Origin of the sequence: Streptomyces sp. P9(2023) (genome assembly GCF_032436795.1) — a bacterium.
In the GTDB taxonomy this organism is placed as follows: Bacteria; Actinomycetota; Actinomycetes; order Streptomycetales; family Streptomycetaceae; genus Streptomyces.
Genome location: NZ_JAUPWM010000001.1, coordinates 478,603 through 495,855, shown reverse-complemented (window position 1 = coordinate 495,855; position 17,253 = coordinate 478,603). Strand labels below are relative to the sequence as shown.

15 protein-coding genes and 1 pseudogene are annotated in these 17,253 nt (G+C 71.8%); 13 read left to right on the top strand and 3 right to left on the bottom strand.

Annotation, left to right across the window (positions count from 1 at the left end; translation table 11 throughout):
* Positions 1 to 49: 49 nt before the first annotated feature.
* The 7 genes and pseudogenes from Q5762_RS02225 (at position 50) to Q5762_RS02190 (ending at position 6,659) form a co-directional block, all read left to right on the top strand.
* A complete protein-coding gene (locus Q5762_RS02225; protein ID WP_315890158.1) occupies positions 50 to 1,708 on the top strand; it encodes an IclR family transcriptional regulator C-terminal domain-containing protein in 1,659 nt (552 codons plus the stop codon).
* A gap of 262 nt (positions 1,709 to 1,970) precedes the next feature.
* A pseudogene (locus Q5762_RS02215) lies at positions 1,971 to 2,841 on the top strand (alpha/beta fold hydrolase).
* 31 nt (positions 2,842 to 2,872) lie between these two features.
* Entirely contained in the window at positions 2,873 to 3,325 is a 453-nt protein-coding gene (gene aroQ, locus Q5762_RS02210) for a type II 3-dehydroquinate dehydratase (RefSeq protein WP_315890157.1), read from the top strand.
* 74 nt (positions 3,326 to 3,399) lie between these two features.
* Positions 3,400 to 4,185: an amino acid ABC transporter ATP-binding protein gene (locus Q5762_RS02205; RefSeq protein WP_315890156.1), complete on the top strand. Its 786-nt coding sequence runs from the start codon at positions 3,400 to 3,402 to the stop codon at positions 4,183 to 4,185.
* Positions 4,186 to 4,226: 41 nt separating this feature from the next.
* Positions 4,227 to 5,072: a glutamate ABC transporter substrate-binding protein gene (locus tag Q5762_RS02200; protein WP_315890155.1), complete on the top strand. Its 846-nt coding sequence runs from the start codon at positions 4,227 to 4,229 to the stop codon at positions 5,070 to 5,072.
* Positions 5,073 to 5,082: 10 nt separating this feature from the next.
* On the top strand, positions 5,083 to 5,748 hold the full coding sequence (locus tag Q5762_RS02195; RefSeq protein ID WP_315890154.1) for an amino acid ABC transporter permease: 666 nt from the start codon (positions 5,083 to 5,085) through the stop codon (positions 5,746 to 5,748).
* A complete protein-coding gene (locus Q5762_RS02190; protein WP_315890153.1) occupies positions 5,745 to 6,659 on the top strand; it encodes an amino acid ABC transporter permease in 915 nt (304 codons plus the stop codon). The genes Q5762_RS02195 and Q5762_RS02190 overlap by 4 nt, the downstream gene beginning before the upstream one ends.
* A 79-nt stretch (positions 6,660 to 6,738) precedes the next feature.
* Here the strand turns inward: Q5762_RS02190 and Q5762_RS02185 are convergent, their stop codons facing one another.
* Entirely contained in the window at positions 6,739 to 9,723 is a 2,985-nt protein-coding gene (locus Q5762_RS02185) for a carbohydrate binding domain-containing protein (RefSeq protein ID WP_315890152.1), read from the bottom strand.
* A 260-nt stretch (positions 9,724 to 9,983) separates the two neighbouring features.
* On the opposite strand from Q5762_RS02185, the gene nadE reads away from it, so the two are divergent.
* Together nadE and Q5762_RS02175 are read left to right on the top strand one after the other, a co-directional pair.
* Positions 9,984 to 10,814 (top strand): ammonia-dependent NAD(+) synthetase, encoded by an 831-nt coding sequence (nadE, locus tag Q5762_RS02180; RefSeq protein ID WP_315890151.1) that lies wholly within the window; start codon positions 9,984 to 9,986, stop codon positions 10,812 to 10,814.
* Positions 10,815 to 10,963: 149 nt separating this feature from the next.
* Positions 10,964 to 11,359, top strand: coding sequence for a VOC family protein (locus tag Q5762_RS02175; RefSeq protein WP_315890150.1), 396 nt, complete (start codon positions 10,964 to 10,966; stop codon positions 11,357 to 11,359).
* 81 nt (positions 11,360 to 11,440) lie between these two features.
* On the opposite strand, the gene Q5762_RS02170 is transcribed toward Q5762_RS02175, so the two are convergent.
* Entirely contained in the window at positions 11,441 to 12,412 is a 972-nt protein-coding gene (locus tag Q5762_RS02170) for an ATP-binding cassette domain-containing protein (protein ID WP_315890149.1), read from the bottom strand.
* 176 nt (positions 12,413 to 12,588) lie between these two features.
* Here Q5762_RS02170 and Q5762_RS02165 point away from each other — a divergent pair, with 176 nt between their 5' ends.
* From Q5762_RS02165 to Q5762_RS02150, 4 genes are all read left to right on the top strand, one after another.
* Positions 12,589 to 12,861: a DUF6381 family protein gene (locus tag Q5762_RS02165; RefSeq protein ID WP_315890148.1), complete on the top strand. Its 273-nt coding sequence runs from the start codon at positions 12,589 to 12,591 to the stop codon at positions 12,859 to 12,861.
* A gap of 806 nt (positions 12,862 to 13,667) precedes the next feature.
* Complete coding sequence (locus Q5762_RS02160) at positions 13,668 to 14,348, top strand: ABC transporter permease (protein WP_315890147.1); 681 nt, start codon at positions 13,668 to 13,670, stop codon at positions 14,346 to 14,348.
* A complete protein-coding gene (locus Q5762_RS02155) occupies positions 14,345 to 15,019 on the top strand; it encodes an ABC transporter permease (RefSeq protein WP_315890146.1) in 675 nt (224 codons plus the stop codon). The genes Q5762_RS02160 and Q5762_RS02155 overlap by 4 nt, the downstream gene beginning before the upstream one ends.
* Complete coding sequence (locus Q5762_RS02150; protein WP_315890145.1) at positions 15,016 to 15,960, top strand: ABC transporter substrate-binding protein; 945 nt, start codon at positions 15,016 to 15,018, stop codon at positions 15,958 to 15,960. The genes Q5762_RS02155 and Q5762_RS02150 overlap by 4 nt, the downstream gene beginning before the upstream one ends.
* A gap of 13 nt (positions 15,961 to 15,973) precedes the next feature.
* Here Q5762_RS02150 and Q5762_RS02145 read toward each other — a convergent pair whose 3' ends face one another.
* A complete protein-coding gene (locus Q5762_RS02145; protein ID WP_315890144.1) occupies positions 15,974 to 17,137 on the bottom strand; it encodes a betaine/proline/choline family ABC transporter ATP-binding protein in 1,164 nt (387 codons plus the stop codon).
* Positions 17,138 to 17,253: the final 116 nt, after the last annotated feature.

The following is a 17,253-nucleotide window of genomic DNA, read 5'->3' as shown; positions in this document are numbered from 1 at the left end:
CGGCTGTCAACGGCGCGATCCGTCCGGTGAGATCCGTCCAAGGAGGGCCATGCCGCCGACCGAAATCGTGCCGCAGGAAGCCGTCGCGCCGCTGATGCGCGGGATCACGGTGCTGCGCCGGCTCACCGATGCCGACGGCGCCCTCAGCCTGAGCGAGCTGGAACGCACCACCGGCCTCGCCCGCTCCACCGTCGACCGGGTGACCGGCACGCTCGCCCGCATGGGGTACGTACGCCTCGACGGCCGTGACGTCTTCCTCGCCCCCCGGCTGATGGAGCTCGGCAACGCCTGTCTGGCGGCCCTCGGGCTCCCCGGGCTGCTCGGCGGCCCGGCGGACGCGCTGGCCGACGCGCTCGACGAGTCGGTCTCGCTGGCGGTGGCCGACGGTGACGGCATCCGGTTCGTCCACCAGGCCACCCGGCGGCGCGCGATGTCGCTCAGTTTCCGTATCGGCGACCCGCTACCGGCCGAACGGACCGCCCCGGGGGCCCTGTTCGCCGCCCACTGGACGGTGGCGGAGTGGGACCGCTGGCGGGCGCGCCGGGCCGCCGACCCCCGTAACGCCGCGTTCCCCGCCGTGCCGCCCGGTGCCGGGCCGGACGAGGCGGAGTTCGCCGCCCGTGCGGCGCGGGCCGGCGAGCGCGGCTGGGCGCTGGACGACGAGCTCATCGAACCCGGACTGGTCGCCCTCGCCCTCCCCGTACGGGACGCCGTCGGCGCCGTCGTCTGCGTGGCGAGCGTGGTCAGCCACACCAGCCGCCACACCGCCGACTCCCTCCGCGAGACCGTGCTTCCGCGCCTGCGCGCCGCGACGGCCGAGTGGGAGGAGTCGCTGAGGCGAGCGGCGGCGACCGATGCGCCGCCCGCCGCCCCGGCGCCCGCCCCCGGGCTCGCCGACTGGACGCGGGTCTCGAAGCAGGAGCTCGGGCGCGGGTTCATCGAGTCGCTCGCCCGTGGGCTGACCGTCCTCACCGCCTTCGGCGAGGGCCGGGCCGCCCTGACGCTGAGCGGGGTCGCCGAGGCCACCGGGCTCGCCCGGGCCACCGCCCGCCGCGCCCTGATCACCCTGGAGCACCTGGGGTACGTCGCCGTCGAGGGACGGCTCTTCCGGCTCACCCCCCAGGTCCTCGCGCTCGGCTTCCCGTACCTCTCCCGGCTGCCGCTCCCGCAGATCGCCGGGCCGCACCTGGCCGAACTGTCCCGGCGCGTCCACGACTCGGCGTCCCTCGCGGTCCTCGCCGGCCACGACGTCCGCTACACCGCCCGGGTCGCCACCCGCCGGATCATGAGCGTCCACATCACCGTCGGCACCCGCTTCCCCGCCCACGCCACCTCGCTCGGCCGGGTCATGCTCGCCGACCTCCCGCCGGACGCCCGCGCCGCGTGGCTCGCCGACATCGAGCCGCGGGCCCTCACCCCGTACACCGTCACCTCCGGCGCGGAGCTCGCCGCCGTCCTGGAGCGCGTACGGGAACAGGGGTACGCCCTCGTCGACGAGGAGCTGGAGCAGGGCCTCCGCTCGATCGCCGTACCGGTGCGCGACCGTGCCGGCACGGTCGTCGCGGCCGTCAACGTGGCCATGCACGGCAGCCGCCGTACCGTCGAGCAGTGCGTCGGCGAGGTCCTGCCCGAGCTGCGCGCCGCGGTCGCCCGGATCGAGGACGACCTGCGCACGGCGGGCCGCTTCGCCCGCGTACCGGAGGTCTGAGCCTCCCGGGCAACGTCACGACGCGAGCGGCTCCGCCGGGTCCCGCAGGCGCCCCGCCGCGTCCGAGACCCGTAGCAGCAGGCTCATGGACTGGGTCTGGTCCTCGGCGGTGAGCGGGGCACGCCCGCGCGGAGGCGCGCCCGCTCGCCGAACTCCTGGCGGCGACAGGGAAGTTGAAGGACGTCGATCGCGGCGAGCTCACCGATGCCACCCGCTGCACCAGCTCCGCCCGAGCCCCGACGGACCGCGCCCTGGAGCGACCGTGACCACCACCCCCGCCCCGCCGCCGTACGAAGGACCGCACCACCGCGTCGAAGGCACCTCCACCGGCCTCTGGGACGCCGTCGCACCCGAGCTGTCGGCCACCCACCGGGTGGTCCGCTGGGACCTGCCCGGCCACGGCGGCTCCCCGGCCTCCCTCATCGGCGACCGTCGCGGACCTGGCCGCGCTCGTCCTCGGCCTCGCCGACGCGCTCGGCGCCGAGCGCTTCCCGTACGCCGGGGTCTCGCTCGGCGGCGCGATCGGTCTGCACCTCGCCGCCCACCACCCCGAAGGGGTGGAACGGCTCGCCGTCCTGTGCTCCTCCGCCCACTTCGGCGGCTCCGCGCCTTGGCGGGAGCGGGCCGCGACCGTGCGCCGCGAAGGGCTCGCCGCGCTGGCGGCGGGCGCCGACGCCCGCTGGTTCACCCCCGGCTTCACCGTGCCGAGGCTGGTGGACGACCACCGCCGGGCGGACCCCGACGCGTACGCCGCCTGCTGCGACGCGCTCGCCGCCTTCGACCTGAGGGACCGGCTCGCGACGATCACCGCGCCCACGCCCGTCGTCGCGAGGCCGTCCTCGCCGCGCTGCGCGGCCACCTCACCGACGGCGGCCCGAAGCGGGGCATGGCGGTCCGCCGTGAGGTGCTCGGCGATGCCCACGTGGACCGCGCGCAGGCGCGCCAGACGGCCTTCACCGCCCCGTTCCAGGACTTCATCACCCGCTACGCCTGGGGCGAGGTGTGGACCGACCCGACCCTCTCGCGAGGAGATCGGCGCCGTCCTGCTCCAGACCGCGGTCGCGGCCTTCGCCGTGGCCCAGCGCGTCCTTGCGGAGGAGCCCCCGACGGGCCCCGTGGGTCCGATGTACTGAACCCACCAGTTCGTACAAGAGGAGCACCGCCATGGTCACCCCCGCCGCCCCCGTCCTCGTCCTCAACGGGCCCAACCTCAATCTGCTGGGCCTGCGCGAGCCCGCGATCTACGGCACGGACACCCTCGACACGATCGAGCGCCTCTGCCACGACACCGGCAAGGGCCTCGGCCTCCGCGTCGAGTGCCGGCAGTCCAACCACGAGGGCGTCCTCATCGACGCCGTCCAGGAGGCCCGTACCGCCCACCGCGGCATCGTGATCAACCCCGCCGGTTACAGCCACACCTCCGTCGCCCTGCGCGACGCCCTCGCCGCCGTCGGACTGCCCGTCGTCGAGGTGCACCTCTCGAACATCCACCGGCGCGAGGAGTTCCGGCACCACAGCTACGTCTCCGGTGTCGCCGACGCCGTGATCTGCGGAGCGGGCGCCCACGGCTACGCCCTCGCCCTCACCCACCTCGCCCGGCTGATCGCGGTCGACTGACAACCGTTTTCATTACGGACTCCAGGGCCCCGCCCGGCGCTTCCGGAGTGCGGCGGATCCGCCGAGGGCGGAGCATGAACGTGAGGAGGGTGGCCCAGTACGGCGACCAGGAGGCTGCCATGCCCGACGCGCTCGTCGTGTTGAAGAACGTCGACAAGCATTTCGGCGAGCTCCATGTGCTCCAATCCATCGACATGACCGTCGGCCGGGGTGAGGTCGTCGTCGTCATCGGCCCGTCCGGCGGCGGCAAGTCGACCCTCTGCCGGGCCATCAACCGGCTGGAGGCCATCGACTCCGGCGAGATCGTCGTCGACGGCAAGCCGCTGCCCGCCGAGGGCCGTGAGCTCGCCGCGCTCCGTGCCGATGTCGGCATGGTGTTCCAGTCCTTCAACCTGTTCGCGCACAAGACCGTGCTCGAGAACGTCACCCTCGGCCAGATCAAGGTCCGTAAGAAGGACAAGAAGGCCGCCGAGCAGCGCGCCCGGGAGCTCCTCGACCGGGTCGGGGTCGCGAACCAGGCCGACAAGTACCCCGCGCAGCTCTCCGGCGGCCAGCAGCAGCGCGTCGCGATCGCCCGCGCCCTCGCGATGGATCCCAAGGTGATGCTCTTCGACGAGCCGACCTCCGCCCTCGACCCCGAGATGATCAACGAGGTCCTGGAGGTCATGCAGCAGCTCGCCCGTGACGGAATGACCATGGTCGTCGTCACCCACGAGATGGGCTTCGCCCGTTCGGCCGCCAACCGAGTGGTGTTCATGGCGGACGGCCGGATCGTGGAGGAGACGACACCCGAGCAGTTCTTCAGCAATCCCAGCAGCGACCGCGCCAAGGACTTCCTCTCGAAGATCCTGCACCACTGACCGCGGCCGCCCCGCGCCCAGCAGCCCCCAGGGGTGACCCCATGAACGCTCGCAAGCTCACCAAGGCCGGCGTAGCCGCGGCCGCCGCGCTCGCCCTCTCCTTCTCCCTGGCCGCCTGCGGCGACGACGGTGGGGGAGGCGGATCCGCCTCCGGCGGCGACAAGATCACCGTCGGAATCAAGTTCGACCAGCCAGGCCTCGGGCTCAAGACCCCCGATGGAAACTACACCGGCTTCGACGTCGACGTGGCGACGTACGTCGCCCAGCAGCTCGGCCGCGATCCCGGTGACATCGAGTGGAAGGAGGCCAAGAGCGCCGACCGGGAGACGATGCTCCAGCGCGGCGATGTCGACTTCATCGCGGCCTCCTACTCGATCAACGACCAGCGGGAGGAGAAGGTCGACTTCGCCGGTCCGTACCTCCTGGCCCACCAGGACGTGCTGATCCGCGCGGACGACAACTCCATCACCAAGCCCGAGGACCTGAACAACAAGAAGCTCTGCTCGGTCAGCGGCTCCACGTCCGCGCAGAACGTCAAGGAGAGGATCGCCCCCGACGCACAGCTCCAGGAGTACGGCGGCTACTCGGAGTGCCTCACCGGCCTGGAGAACGGTGTGATCGACGCGCTGACCACCGACGACGCGATTCTCGCCGGCTACGCCTCGCAGCCCGAGTTCGAAGGCAAGTTCAAGCTCGCCGGCTTCGAGATGAGCAACGAGAACTACGGAATCGGTGTCCAGGAGGGCAGTGAACTGAAGCAGCAGATCAACGACGCCCTGGAGAAGATGGTCGCCGACGGTGCCTGGGACGAGGCCGTGAAGAAGAACTTCGGCCCGGCCGAGTACCAGAACGAGCCCGCGCCGGAGATCGGCGTCGTCGTCAAGTAAGCGGGGCGCCGTGTTCGACTTCCTCGAAGGCTACGACCTGCTGGGAGCGTTCTGGGTGACGGTGCAGCTCACCGTCTACTCCGCGATCGGCTCCCTGATCTGGGGGACGTTGCTGGCAGCCATGCGCGTCAGCCCCGTCCCCCTGATGCGGGGCTTCGGCACCGCCTACGTCAACATCGTCCGCAACATCCCCCTCACGGTCATCATCGTCTTCACCTCGCTCGGCCTGTTCCAGACCCTCGGCGTCAACATGGGCGCCGACGACTTCACCACCATCAACTTCCGGCTCGCGGTCCTCGGACTGATCGCCTACACCTCGGCCTTCGTCTGTGAGGCCTTGCGCTCCGGCATCAACACCGTCCCCCTCGGCCAGGTCGAGGCCGCCCGTGCCATCGGCCTCAACTTCCCCCAGATCCTGCGCCTGATCGTGCTGCCCCAGGCGTTCCGCTCGGTCGTCGGACCGCTGGCCAACGTCCTGATCGCCCTCACCAAGAACACCACCGTGGCGGCTGCCATCGGCGTCGCCGAAGCCGCCCTGCTGATGCGGGAGATGATCGAGAACGAGGCCCAGCTCATCCTCATCTCGCTGATCTTCGCGGTGGGCTTCATCTGCCTCACGCTCCCCATGGGGCTCTTCCTCGGCTGGGTGAGCAAGAAGGTGGCGGTGAAGCGATGAAGGAGAAGCCCACCGTCCTCTACGACGTCCCCGGCCCGCGCGCGAGGCGGCGCAACCTCCTCTACACCCTGCTGTTCCTGCTCGCCGTCGCCGGCCTGATCTGGTGGGTCCTGGCGACCCTCGCCGATCAGGGCCAGCTCGAATGGGCCAAATGGTCCCCGTTCTTCACGGACTCCCGCACCTGGACGACGTTCCTCCTGCCCGCCCTGAAGAACACCCTCATCGCCGCCGCGCTCGCCGTGGTCATCGCCCTGCCGGTGGGGGCCATCCTCGGTATCGGGCGCCTCTCCGAGCACCTCTGGATCCGCGGCGCCGCCGGCACGGTCGTGGAGTTCTTCCGCGCCATCCCGGTGCTGATCCTGATGCTCTTCGCCAACGCCGCCTACTCCGAGTTCACCGACATCAGCCCGGAGAACCGCCCCCTCTACGCGGTCGTCACCGGACTCGTCCTCTACAACGCGTCGGTCCTCGCCGAGGTGGTCCGGGCCGGGATCCTCTCGCTGCCCAGGGGCCAGACCGACGCCGCCAAGGCGATCGGCATGCGCAAGGGCCAGACCATGACGAACGTGCTGCTGCCGCAGTCGGTCACCGCGATGCTCCCGGCGCTCGTCAGCCAGCTCGTCGTCATCGTCAAGGACACCGCGCTCGGCGGCGCGATGCTCGGCTTCTCGGAACTCCTCGCCTCCGTACGCCCGATGAGCGCGAACTACGGCGCCAACACGATCGCGAGCTTCACGATCGTCGCCGTCATCTTCGTCATCCTGAACTTCGCGCTCACCACCTTCGCCGGCTGGCTGGAGCGCCGGCTGCGGCGCGCCAAGAAGTCGACGGGCGCGGTGGTCGGCGCCGACGCGGTGGAGGAGCTCGCCCGCCCGGGCGAGCACCTCGGTCCGTCCGACGCCGACAAGTGACGGCCTTCGCGTACGGCCTTCGCGTACGGCCTTCGCGTACGGCCTTCGTCTACTGCTTCCGTGTCCGGCCGTGTGGCCGCTACTTCAGATACGGTCCCGCGGTTCCGATCCGGCCGGGCCCGTTCAGTACGTACACCCGCAGGTTGCCCTTCCCCGGCGCGGCGACAGTCAGGGTGCCGTCGGTGACGACGCGCCGGTCGCCCGTGACGGCGTCGGTGTACGTGCCGTTCGGGATGCCCGTGTACGTCGCGCCACCGGTGACGGTGACGAGCGCGAAGCTGTCCGTACCGCCGGAGGTGTACCGGCGCTTGTACGCCATCGACCCGCTGATGCCCTCGGTGGAGTACTGGCCCATCTGGAGGGCCGGGACCGCCCGGCGGATCTGGTTGAGCCGCTGGAGGTGCTGGGCCAGCGGCTGGGCGAGCGTCTGCGCGACGGCGCCGCTCGCCGACTCGACGGTGGAGAACCCGGACGCCTTCACGTCCCCGGCGAGATGGTCGCCGAAGTAGGCGCGGCCCGTGGTCGACAGCGGGCAGGTGGGACCGCAGTCGATCTTCTTCCCCTTCTGGAACTCGATCTCGGAGCCGTAGTACAGCGTCGGGATGCCGCGGAAGGTCCACATCAGCGACATGTTCTCGGCCCAGGCGTCCGTGCCGCCCGCGTACCGTTCGCTGCTCTTGTTGGGCCCGTAGTCGTGGCTGTCGACGTACACGACGTTGTAGGTGGCGTCGTTGTAGCTGTCGTCGGAGTCCTTGCCGTTGCCGAAGGCGTTCTGCGCGTCACCGAAGTTCATGTGCATGCGCATGTCGATGACGTTCATCCCGGAGAACCGGCTGCGGTCCGGCTCGTGGTAGCTGTTGCCGCTCAGGAAGGCGTTGTTCGACGTCGGCTGGTTCGCCGTGCCCTGCTGCTGTTCGTAGTCGTACATCTCCAGGGCGGCCGCGGTGTCGTCGGCGGCGTACTCCTTGCGCTCCTTCCACGTGAAGAACTGGGCGGAGTGGTTGACCGAGCCACGGTTCCACTTGTCGTTGACGAAGGCGGCGACCTCACCGAAGACGAAGAAGTTCTTCGCGGCCTCCGCACCGAACTTCTGCGTGACCCGCTCCTGGATGGCGGGCAGGAATCGGCGGTTCCAGGTGGTGCGCGGGATGTGGACGGCGGTGTCGATCCGGAAGCCGTCGACCCCCATGTCGATGTACTTGTCGTACGCGCCGATCAGGTAGTTCTGCACGGGCGCGGACTCGGTATTGAAGTCGGCCAGATCGTCGTGCAGCCAGCAGGAACGGGAGTCCTCGCCCTCCCAGTTGCCGATCCAGCACTGGTGGTAGAGCGATTTCGGGAACATGCCCGAAGTGGGGTTCGGCCACTGGCAGTTATAGATCCGATAGCCCTCCGGGGAGGTGTACTGCGTCGGTTTGCCCCAGTTGACGCAGGTGTTGCCGGTCGGCTCGGCGGTCGACCACAGGTCGCCGTTGTAGTACGACTTCCCGGACTTCGGCTCCACGGTCAGGCCGTCGTACTCGAAGGAGGAGTTCGGCTCGTCGTAGTACCAGCTCCACTGGCTGTCGCGGACGCCGTACGCCTTGGGCGTGAACAGGCCCTTGGCGCCCCAGCGGGAGGAGTGGTTGTAGACGACGTCCTGGTAGATCTTCATGCCCTTGGCGTGGGCGGCATTGATCAGATCCTGGTACGAGGCGCCGGCCGACTCCAGACGGGCGTCGACCTTGTAGAAGTCGTACCCGTGGTACCCGTGGTAGTCGTAGTCGGACCGGTTGAGCACCACCGGGGTGATCCACACGGCGGAGAAGCCGAGGCCCTTGATGTAGTCGAGCTTGTCCACCAGGCCCTTGAAGTCGCCCCGGAACATGGGGTCGTCGTTGGCCGCGTTCCCCGACTTCGTGTGCTGGCTGCCGCCCCTGTTGTTCGACGTGTCGCCGTCGTTGAACCGGGCGGTCAGGACGAAGTAGATCGGGTCCTTGCGCGGGTCGGTGCCGAGCGGGCGGCCCGGGTCGGCCGCGGGCGGCGCGGCGCCGGTCGTCGCCTGCGCCGGGGCGGAGGCGGTCGAGACGTTCCCGGCCGCGTCGAGCGCCTTGACCGTGTACGTATAGGCGGTCCGCTCCTCCAGACCGGTGTCGGAGAAGACGGTGGAGCCGACATCGGTGACCACCGTGCCGCGTGTGCCGCCGGTGCGGGTCACCTGATACCCCGTCACCCCACGGTCGTCTTCGGCGGGTTGCCAGGTGAGGACGACGGAGGTGCCGTCGGCGCTCGCGGCGAGCCCGGTGGGGACGCTCGGGGCCTGGGTGTCGGGGACTTCGGCGGCGCAGGGGTCCGCGGCGTTGCTCGTGACGGCCCGGTCCTTGACCGTCGTGGTGCCGGCGAGGAGCGAGTAGTTCGCGCCGTTGTTGTTGTCCCAGACGCCGTTGCCGTTGTTGAAGACGGCGCTCATGGCGGTGGCCGTGCCCAGGTCGACGGTCCGCTTCCACCAGCCGGTGCAGGCGGCGTCCATGCCGATGCCGGGGACGGTGGTCCAGGCGCCGCCGGCCGGGGCGTGGTGCAGATTGGCGGTGGTCCAGCCGAGGGCGGCGGTGGAGTAGTAGACGGTGGCCTGGTTGCCGGGCTCGGTCGGCCCGTCGGCGCACGGGTCGGAGTGGGCCACCACCCCGTCCTTGACGGTGACGGTGCCCGTGCCCAGGTCGTAGTTCTGGCCGCCGTTGTTGTCCCACGTGCCGGTGCCGTTGGTGAAGGTGGCCCGAAGCCCCTCGGCGGAGCCCAGGGTGACGGTCTTCTTCACCCAGTCCGTGCAGGCCGGCTCCATCGCCACGCCGGGGACGGTGGTCCAGGCGCCGCCGTCGGGCGCGTAGTGGAGGTTGTAGGCCGACCAGTTCTTCGTCTTCGTGTAGTAGAAGACCGTCGCGGTGTTCGCCTCGGCCGCGGCGGGCGCCGCGGGTACGGCGGCCGGCTCGGCCGGGGGTGGTGCGGCGGAGAGCATCCCGAGCAGGCAGGCGGCTGCCAGGGCCGCCGCCGGAGCGCGTCCGTACCGTCGATGGATAGTGCGTCGCATGCGTCTCTTCTCCGGAGCAGGGCCACGCCGGGGGGCCGCGGCAGATGCTGAAAGATCACTCAGTAACTTGCAGCAAGCGCTTGCGAGAGCGAAAGTTACCCGTGCATGACAGGGGCGTAAAGAGTCCGGACGTGATTCCCCGGTGCCCGGGGCCCGGGGCCCGTCCGTGCGTATGAGGGTCTGTGCGTGGCTCGTGCGGCGGGCCGCATAGAGTCGACCTGGCCCTTTACGAACCGCCGAACACCCCCGAGGAGCTTGACGTGACCGACGCGGCGTCCACCGCCCTGCAGCAGCAGATCGCCGAGGAACTCGAGGTGTCCCCGACCTTCGACCCGCTGGTCGAGATCGAGCGCCGGGTCGCCTTCCTCGCCGAGCGCCTCACCTCGACGGGGCTGCGCAGCCTGGTCCTCGGCATCAGCGGAGGCGTGGACTCCACCACCGCCGGCCGGCTCTGCCAGCTCGCCGTGGAGCGGGCCCGTGCGGCGGGCCACGACGCCACCTTCTACGCCATGCGGCTGCCCTACGGTGTCCAGGCCGACGAGAAGGACGCCCAGCTCGCCCTGGGCTTCATCGCCGCCGACCGGATCCTGACCGTGGATGTCAAGGCGTCGAGCGACGCCGCGCTGGACGCCTGCCTGGCCGGTGGGGTGACCTTCCGCGACGCCCACCACCAGGATTTCGTCCAGGGCAACATCAAGGCACGGCAGCGCATGATCGCGCAGTACGCGGTCGCGGGTGCCCACGACGGCCTGGTCGTCGGCACCGACCACGCGGCGGAGGCGGTCTCCGGCTTCTTCACCAAGTACGGCGACGGCGCCGCCGACGTCGTCCCGCTGACGGGCCTGACCAAGCGCCGCGTGCGGGCCTGCGCCGAGGCCCTGGGTGCCCCCGCCGGGTTGGTGTGGAAGACCCCGACGGCCGACCTGGAGACCCTCGACCCGGGCAAGCCCGACGAGGACGCGCTGGGTGTCACGTACGACGACATCGATGACTTCCTGGAGGGCAAGCCGGTCGGGGAGGCCGCGTACGCCTCGATCGTCCGCCGCTACGAGCTCACCGACCACAAGCGCCGGCTGCCGATCGCTCCCTGAGCGCTCTGAGCGCTCTGAGCTCTCTGAGCTCCCTGAGAGTGACGGGCGGCGACCATCCGGACGCGAGCCCGCGTGTCCGGCGTCCGGATGGTGGTCCGCTGGGTGTGCCCTCGGAATTCCCGAACGGCACACGCGAAGGAGACAACGGCATGTTCGGACAGTCGAAGGCGTTCAGCGGCTTCTCGGTCGACGATCTCGACAAGGCCCGTCAGTTCTACGGCGACACCCTCGGCCTTCAGGTCGAGGCCGGCGGATCGGGGGACATGCAGCTGCTCACCCTCAAGCTGGGGAGCGGCACGCAGGTCTTCGTCTACCCGAAGGAGAACCACACGCCCGCGTCGTTCACGATCCTGAACTTCCCGGTGGACGACGTCGAGGCCGCCGCCGACGAGCTGGCCAAGCGGGGTGTGTCCCTGCAGCGCTACCCCGAGTTCGAGCACGACGCCAAGGGCATCGTGAGGGGCCCGGGCCCCGAGGGCGGCCCGGTGGCGATCGCCTGGTTCACCGACCCGGCGGGCAACGTGCTGTCCGTCATTCAGGAGTAGCGAGCCGTATCACGACGGCCCGGCCCCCGCGTGCGGGGGGGCCGGGCCGTCGTCGTCGTTCCGTACGGGGGAGGTGGCCGGTCAGGCCGCTGCCGGGGCCGCGCCGGTGAGGGAGAGGAAGACGTCGTCGAGGTCGGGGGTGTGCACGGTGACGTTCCCGGCGGTGATGCCGGCGTGGTCGATGACGTCGAGGACCGCCCGCAGGGTGAGCGGGCTGCCGTCGCCGGCGATCCGGAGCGTCAGGTTCTGGTGGTCGGCGGCGGAGCCGGGGAAGAGCGCGGCGGCGGAGTCGAGGCGGGTGTCGTCGGCGAACGTGAGGCGGATGTGACCGCCGGGGATCCGGCGCTTGAGTTCGTCCGAGGTGCCCTCGGCGACGAGGCGGCCGCGGTCGAGGACGGCGACGCGGTCGGCGAGCTGGTCGGCCTCTTCGAGGTACTGGGTGGTGAGGAAGACCGTCACACCCTGGTCGGCGACCAGGCTCCGGACGATCTCCCAGATGGTGCGGCGGCTGCGCGGGTCGAGGCCGGTGGTGGGCTCGTCGAGGAAGATGACGCGCGGGTCGCCGACGAGGGTCATGGCGAGGTCGAGTTTGCGGCGCATGCCCCCGGAGAAGGTGGAAACGGGCTCGCGGGCAGCTTCGGTGAGCTCGAAGCGGTCCAGGAGGGCGGTGGTCCGGCGGCGGGCCTCGCGTCGGTGGAGGTGGTTCAGGTCCCCGATCAGGAGGAGGTTCTCCTCGGCGGTCAGCAGGCCGTCGACGGCCGAGAACTGGCCGGTGACCCCGATGGAGCGGCGGACGCCGTCGGCGTCGCGGACCAGGTCGTGGCCGGCGACGCTCGCCTGGCCGCCGTCGGCGCCGATCAGCGTGGACAGGATCCCCACGGTCGTGGTCTTGCCGGCCCCGTTCGGGCCGAGCAGCGCGAAGACGGTGCCCTGCCTGATCCGGAGGTCGATCCCGTCCAGGACCCGCTTCTCCCCGTACGCCTTGCGCAGTCCGACGGCCTGGATGGCGGGCGGGTCGGTGAGTGCCGCGATGAGGGTGGTGGTGGCGGTCATGGCAGGCGCGGGCCTCTCTGGTTCGTTGGGGGGCGGGAACGGCGGACGGCGAGGGTGCCGCGTGACGCCATCGTGGCACCATGGTGACGCCAGTGCAAGTGTCATGGTGGTGCGCGGGGCGGGTGGCGGGTTTCCCTTTCGGCGGCGCGGGAAGCCGCGGGTCCAGGAGGTGCGCGATGTCCGGACACGGCGGTACGGGACGGCCCGACAGGGGGCGCGACGACGAGGGGCGGGAGAGCAGGCGGGAGGGTGAGGTGGCCCACGCGCACGCCCAGTACGAGCGCGACCGGGCGGAGAACCTCCTCCAGCGGGCCCGGCGCAGCACCGACCCCGCGGAGGCCGCCCGGCTCCGGGACCAGGGCGAGCGCCTCAAGGAGCGCAGCGAACGCGCCCTCCGCGAGGAACATGAACCCTGGCCCGACGACCAGCAGGAGCGCCACCCCGACTGAGCCCGTACGCAGCCGATGGTGCCAGGATGACACCCACCGGCGCCAGGTGGCGCCAGGGTGACGCGGCCGGGGCGCGGTACGCGCCCGGCGGCCGTGGTGCGGGGCGACCGCGCGCGGAGACCAGCTCGGTCGGGCGTGCGCGGTCGGCGCTGGGCGGCCCGAGTCCGGGCGGACGGCCCGTCGGCGCACGCCCCGCCCGCGTCCGGACCGACCGGGTCGTCGTCGGCCTGCGCCGCCCGGATCCGGCCCTCCGCCCGACGCTCCCGCGTCCGGGCCGGCCGCGTGCGGAGACCAGCTCCGCCGGGCGAGCGCGGTCGGCGCTGGGCGGACCGGCCCGGTCCGGTGTGCGCGGCCCGTGTCTGGGCCGCCCGTCCCCGCCCGGTGTATGCCCCGCCCGCGTCCGGACCGACCGGGTCGTCGTCGGCCTGCGCCGCCCGGATCCGGCCCTCCGCCCGACGCGCCCGCGTCCGGCCTCCGCTCGGCGTACGCCGCCCGCTTCCGGGCCCCCGGCGTACGCGCCCCGCGACGACCGGCCCCGGTCCGCCCCCCGCCCGGCGTACCGCCCCGCGACGGGCCCCGCCCCGCCTTCGCGCCCGCGACGGCCCGGCCCCGGGTCCGGGCCCCCGCCCGGCATACGCGCCCCGCCAACCCCGCCCCGCCCCGCCGCAACCCCGCCCCCGAACGGCCCGGTCCCGGCCCCGGGCCCCCGCCCCGCCTTCGCGCCCCGCCGCAACCCCGCCCGCCTCCCCGCCCCCGAACGGCCCGGTCGGGGTGCAGCGTTTTGGGGCGGGGCCTGGAATGGGGGGATGACCGCGTCTCCCGATGACTGCCTCGCGCGCAACGAGTGGATCTGCGGCGACTATCTGTCCTCCCGGAGCGAGATCCTCGGCGACGCCGTCGTCCAGCACCTCCAGCTGACCGTCGTCTCCGTCGTGCTCGCGCTGGTCCTCGCCGTCCCGCTCGCCGTCGCCGCCCGCCGCTGGCGCTGGGCCGCCGGGCCCGTCCTCGGGGTCACCACGATCCTCTACACGATCCCGTCCCTGGCCATGTTCTCGCTGCTCCTGCCCGCCTACGGGCTGAGCGCCGCGCTCGTCATCGCCGGGCTCGTGCTCTACTCCCTCACCCTGCTCGTACGGAACATCCTCGCCGGTCTCCGCGCCGTCCCCGAGGACACCCGGCAGGCCGCGCGCGGCATGGGCTACGGTCCCGTCCGGCTGCTGCTCACCGTCGAGCTGCCGCTCGCGCTGCCCGCCGCGATGGCCGGGCTGCGCATCGCCACGGTCTCCGCCGTCTCCCTCGTCACGATCGGCGCGATCGTCGGCCACGGCGGCCTCGGGAACCTCATCTACTCCGGGATGAACACCTACTTCAAGGCGCAGGTCCTCACCGCCTCCGTCCTCTGTGTGATCATCGCCATCGCCGCCGACCTGCTCCTCCTCGGCGTGCAGCGGCTGCTCACGCCCTGGACCCGCAGGCAGGCCGCGTGAACACGCTCACCGCCACCTGGGACTGGCTCACCACCGCCGCCAACTGGTCCGGCGACAACGGCATCTGGCACCGCCTCGCCGAGCACCTCTACCTGACCGTCGTCTGCCTCGCGATCAGCTGCGCCATCGCGCTCCCGGTCGCGCTGGTCCTCGGCCACCTCGGCAAGGGCGGGGCGCTCGCCGTCAACCTCTCCAACATCGGCCGCGCCGTCCCCACCTTCGCCGTCCTCGTCCTCCTGCTGCTCAGCCCGATCGGCACGTGGGGGAGCTGGCCCACGATCATCGCGCTGGTCCTGTTCGCGGTCCCGCCGCTGCTCACCAACGCGTACGTCGGGATGCGCGGCGTCGACGCCGATGTCGTACGGGCCGCGCGGGGGATGGGCATGACGGGCCGGCAGATGCTCTTCGGGGTGGAACTGCCGCTCGCGCTGCCGCTGATCCTCACCGGCGTCCGGATCGCCGCCGTACAGCTCGTCGCCACCGCGACCGTCGCGGCGCTCGCCGGCGGCGGCGGGCTCGGCCGGATCATCACCGCCGGGTTCAACCTCGCCTCCACCCCGCAGGTCGTCGCCGGCGCCGTGCTCGTCGCCCTCTTCGCGCTCGTCGTCGAGGGCGTCTTCGAGGGCGCGCAGCGCCTCGCCCCGGACTGGGCGCGGGGGAGCGCGGCATGAGGGGCCGGGCGGCCCCGGCGGCGATGGCACTTTTCGCCCTCGTCGGCTGTGCCACCGGGCCCTCCCTGGAGAACCAGGGCGAGGTCACCGCACCGCCCGGCGACAGCCGCCATCTCACCGTCGGATCGGCGGGCTTCACCGAGAGCGACCTGCTGGCCCAGATGTACGCGCTGCTCCTCGAACAGGCCGGATACGGCACGAAGATCCTCTCCGTCACCAACCGGGAGATCTACGAACCGGCCCTGGAGAGCGGTCAGATCGACGTCGTACCGGAGTACGCGGCCACCTTCGCGGACTGGCTGAACGCCAAGGCCAACGGGCCGGAGGCGCCGACCGTCGGCTCGCCCGACCTGGCCGCGACGATGACCGCGCTGCGCGGGCTCGCCACGCCCCGGGGGCTGACCGTCCTCGACCCGGGGCGCGCCGTCGACCAGAACGCCTTCGCCGTCACGGCCGCCTACGCCGAGGAGCACGGGCTCAGGACCCTGAGCGACCTGGGCGCGGCGAAGCTGCCCGTGCGCCTTGCGGCGGGCGACGAGTGCGTCCAGCGGCCGTACTGCGCGCCCGGGCTGCGCGAGACGTACGGGATCGACATCACCGGCGTCGACCCGAAGGGTGTCGGCACCACCCAGGCCAAGCAGGCCGTGCAGAGCGGTCAGGACCAGATGGTCCTGACGACGACCACCGACGCCACCATCGACGACTTCGGCCTGGTGCTGCTCGCCGACGACAAGCACCTCCAGAACGCCGACTACATCGTCCCCGTCGTCAACCGCTCCCGCGCCGGCAGCGAGGGCGTGACGAACGCCCTCGGCCGCCTCAACGAGGTTCTGACCACGGCCGATCTGGCCCTCATGAACGAGCGGGTGGACAACTGGCGCCGGCTCCCGGAGGACGTCGCGCGGACCTACCTCCAGGAGAAGAAGCTCATCCCCGGCTAGCCTCCGCCCTCCCTCACGCGTCCGCGACCGAGTCGAACTCCACCTCGTCCCGCGCCACACCCTGCGCGTCGGCGTCCACCGAGCGGCGGAGCGCCTCGTGGAGCTTGGCCGGGGTGAGGACGCCGAGGAAGCGCGTCCCGTCGAGGACGGCGACCCAGCCCGCGTCGTGCTGGAGCATCTCGCTGAACGCCTGCTTCAGCGGGGCCCCGAGCGGCACCCAGGCCTCCATCCGGCGGGCGAGGTCGCCGACCGTGCCCTCCTCGCCCGCGAGCGAGAGGGTCTCGGCGGACACCCAGCCGTGCAGATCGCCGTGCGGGCCGAGCACGACCGCCCAGCGGGCCTCATCGGCGCGCAGCCGGGCCGCCGCCTCCGGTGCCGGTTCGTCGAGGCGGGCGACCGGCGGCTGCTCCAGGTCGTCCGGTTCGATCTCGGTCACCGAGAGCCGCTTCAGTCCCCGGTCGGCGCCGACGAACCGGGCGACGTACGGCGTGGCGGGCGTGCCGAGCACGGCCGCCGGGGTGTCGAACTGCTCGATGCGGCCCGCTCCGTACACGGCGATCCGGTCGCCCATCCGGACGGCCTCCTCGATGTCGTGGGTGACCAGGAGGACGGTCTTGCGGACGGTGGCCTGGAGGTTCAGGAACTCGTTCTGGAGGTGCTCGCGGACCACCGGGTCGACGGCGCCGAAGGGCTCGTCCATCAGGAGCACGGGCGGGTCGGCGGCGAGCGCGCGGGCCACGCCGACGCGCTGGCGCTGGCCGCCGGAGAGCTGTGCGGGGTACCGGTTGCCGTACGTCTTCGGGTCGAGGCCGACCAGGTCGAGGAGCTCGGCCGCGCGGGCCCTGGCCTTCGCCTTCTTCCAGCCGGTGAGCGCGGGCACGGTCGCGGTGTTGTCGAGGACCGTGCGGTGCGGGAAGAGCCCGACCTGCTGGATCACGTACCCGATGCCGCGGCGCAGTTTGACGGGGTCGACCGAGGCGATGTCCTGCCCGGCGACGAGGATCCGGCCCGAGGTCGGCTCGATGAGCCGGTTGACCATCATCATCGTGGTCGTCTTGCCGCAGCCGGACGGGCCGACCAGGGTGACCAGTTCGCCTTCGGAGACCTCGAAGGACAGGCCGTCGACCGCCGTCGTGCCGTCCGCGTACACCTTGCTGACCTGCTCGAACCGGATCATGGATCCACGCTAGGAGGCGTGCGGGCCGGGCGCACGGGGGCGGGGACCACTCGGGGCGCGTGCCACCCGCTCTTGTCATGACCCTTGCGGGCCGTTCGGCAGTGCTGCTATTCATC

Coding starts and splice junctions, on each gene's coding strand:
- aroQ (WP_315890157.1), top strand. CDS start 2,873: ATGGTCACCCCCGCCGCCCCCGTCCTCGTCCTCAACGGGCCCAACCTC.
- Q5762_RS02160 (WP_315890147.1), top strand. CDS start 13,668: ATGACCGCGTCTCCCGATGACTGCCTCGCGCGCAACGAGTGGATCTGC.
- Q5762_RS02190 (WP_315890153.1), top strand. CDS start 5,745: ATGAAGGAGAAGCCCACCGTCCTCTACGACGTCCCCGGCCCGCGCGCG.
- Q5762_RS02205 (WP_315890156.1), top strand. CDS start 3,400: ATGAACGTGAGGAGGGTGGCCCAGTACGGCGACCAGGAGGCTGCCATG.
- Q5762_RS02145 (WP_315890144.1), bottom strand. CDS start 17,137: ATGATCCGGTTCGAGCAGGTCAGCAAGGTGTACGCGGACGGCACGACG.
- Q5762_RS02185 (WP_315890152.1), bottom strand. CDS start 9,723: ATGCGACGCACTATCCATCGACGGTACGGACGCGCTCCGGCGGCGGCC.
- Q5762_RS02175 (WP_315890150.1), top strand. CDS start 10,964: ATGTTCGGACAGTCGAAGGCGTTCAGCGGCTTCTCGGTCGACGATCTC.
- Q5762_RS02170 (WP_315890149.1), bottom strand. CDS start 12,412: ATGACCGCCACCACCACCCTCATCGCGGCACTCACCGACCCGCCCGCC.
- Q5762_RS02200 (WP_315890155.1), top strand. CDS start 4,227: ATGAACGCTCGCAAGCTCACCAAGGCCGGCGTAGCCGCGGCCGCCGCG.
- Q5762_RS02150 (WP_315890145.1), top strand. CDS start 15,016: ATGAGGGGCCGGGCGGCCCCGGCGGCGATGGCACTTTTCGCCCTCGTC.
- Q5762_RS02225 (WP_315890158.1), top strand. CDS start 50: ATGCCGCCGACCGAAATCGTGCCGCAGGAAGCCGTCGCGCCGCTGATG.
- Q5762_RS02165 (WP_315890148.1), top strand. CDS start 12,589: ATGTCCGGACACGGCGGTACGGGACGGCCCGACAGGGGGCGCGACGAC.